General features: G+C 60.8%; 2 protein-coding genes. Both read left to right on the top strand.

What is annotated here, in order from left to right:
• On the top strand, positions 1 to 718 hold a 718-nt coding region (locus ACXRVY_RS25060), incomplete at its 5' end, for a TonB-dependent receptor domain-containing protein (protein WP_458238527.1).
• A gap of 110 nt (positions 719 to 828) precedes the next feature.
• The gene (locus ACXRVY_RS25065) at positions 829 to 2,208 is read left to right on the top strand and encodes a PepSY-associated TM helix domain-containing protein (protein ID WP_223463614.1); all 1,380 of its coding nucleotides are present in this window, start codon (positions 829 to 831) and stop codon (positions 2,206 to 2,208) included.
• Positions 2,209 to 2,247: the final 39 nt, after the last annotated feature.

Genomic DNA, 2,247 nt, shown 5'->3' on the forward strand with positions numbered 1-2,247 from the left:
CGGTCACACCCAGCGATTCCCGGATTACTGGGAGCTGTTTTCACCCAAGTCCGGCCCCGCCGGTTCGGTCAATGCTTTCGATTCGATCAAACCGGAAAAAACCACCCAGCTCGATTTCGGCCTGCAATACAAGACCGAAGACCTCGAAGCATGGGCCTCGGCTTACGTCGGGCAGGTGCGCGATTACATCCTGTTCAACTACACCCCGACAATGATGGGTACGACCTCGCAAGCCGAAAACATCGACGCGCGAATCATGGGCGGTGAACTGGGCGCCGCCTACAACTTCACCGAGAACTGGAACGCCGACGCGACCCTGGCCTATGCCTGGGGCAAGAACAGCAGCAATGGCAGTGCATTGCCGCAGATGCCGCCGCTGGATGCCCGTTTCGGCCTGACCTACAGCGAAGATAACTGGAGCGCCGGCGCACTGTGGAGAGTGGTCGCCGCGCAAAACCGTATCGACCAGAACAAGGGCAACGTGGTCGGCAAGGACTTCGGCAAGACGCCGGGGTTCGGCGTGTTCTCTCTCAACGGTGCCTATCGGATCAACAGCAACTGGAAGGTCAGCAGCGGCGTCGACAACCTGTTCGGCAAGGCTTACGCCGAGCACTTGAACCTGGCCGGTAATGCCGGTTTCGGCTACCCGGCCAATGACCCGCAAGCCATCAAGGAACCGGGGCGCACGCTCTGGACCAAGGTGGACATGAGCTTCTGAGAACAGCCCAGGCAGGCCGCTCTTTTGTGGGAGCGAGCCTGCTCGCGATCGGTTGCGCAGCAACCGCAAAAACAAACAACTAAAAGATCCAGCCAAGCGGAGCACACGTGATGAAACAGCCCAAAGTGAATTTCTACAACCTGGCGTGGCGCTGGCATTTCTATGCCGGATTGTTCGTTGCGCCGTTCATGGTGATGCTGGCCTTGACCGGTACTATTTACCTGTTCAAACCGCAACTCGATTCACTGATGTACAGCAGCCTGCTCAATGTCCCGGCCGGTCATCACACCGTCCCGGCCGACGACCTGCTCAACCGGGTGAAAGCGGCGTACCCGCAAGGGACCGTCAAGCAATACCTGCCACCGGTCAATGCCGAGCGCAGCGCCCAGTTTGTCGTCCTCAATGGCGGCAACGAACTGAACGTTTTTGTCGATCCATACCACGGCGACATCCTCGGCGAGCAAGACGCCAAGAAGAACCTGCAAGCCATTGCCCGGTCGATTCACGGCGAGCTGATGATCGGCACCGTTGGCGATCGGCTGATCGAACTGGCCGCCGGTTGGGGCGTGGTGCTGGTGGTGTCCGGGATTTTCCTGTGGTGGCCGCGCGGTCAGGCAGCAGGCATCTTGTGGCCGCGCCTGAACAGTCGCGGTCGAATCTTGTGGCGTGACCTGCACGCGGTCACCGGGTTCTGGGGCGCGTCCCTGCTGCTGGTGATGCTGCTCAGCGGCATGACCTGGACCGGCTTCTGGGGCAAGCAGTACGCTGAAGTGTGGAACGTGTTCCCGGCGGCCATGTGGGATGACGTACCGAAGTCCGATGTCGAGGCGCGCAGCCTCAACACCGCCACCCGCCAGACCGTGCCGTGGGCCATGGAAAATACGCCGATGCCAATGTCCGGCGATCATGCCGAGCACATGGCCCACGACGGCGCAGCGGCCGGTCCGGCATCGCCGACCATACGCCTGCAGGACGTACAAAACATCGCCAGAGAGCGCAAGGTCGAAGCGGGTTACAGCATCACCCTGCCGACCACCGCGACTGGCGTGTTCACCATCGCCGTGTTCGCCGACGACCCACGCAATGACGCCACCCTGCACATCGATCAGTACACCGGCAAGGTCCTGGCCGATGTACGTTTCGAGCAGTACGGTACCGTCGCCCGCGCCACGGAAATCGGCGTGATGCTGCACGAAGGCAAGATGTTCGGCACGTTCAACCAGATCATCGTGTTGCTGATCTGCCTGATGATTTTGCTCAGCGCGGTCAGTGGCGTGGTGATCTGGTGGAAGCGTCGCCCCCAAGGAAAACTCGGCGTGCCGCCACTTCGTCACGACCTGCCGAAATGGAAAACTGCGACGGTGATCATGTTCGCCCTGGCGGTGGCCTTCCCGTTGGTGGGCGCGTCGCTGGTGGTGGTGTGGGTGCTGGATCGTGTGCTGCTGTCGCGTTTCACCCGGCAAACTGAATCGGCCTCATCTTCATCTTGAAACAGGCGAGATGCGCGGGGCGAAAGGCACTGTAAACTC

The organism is Pseudomonas sp. P5_A2_2 (assembly GCF_054177685.1).

What these genes read in the sequence shown, in the direction of transcription:
- ACXRVY_RS25065 (WP_223463614.1), top strand. Translation starts at nt 829, where the DNA reads ATGAAACAGCCCAAAGTGAATTTCTACAACCTGGCGTGGCGCTGGCAT.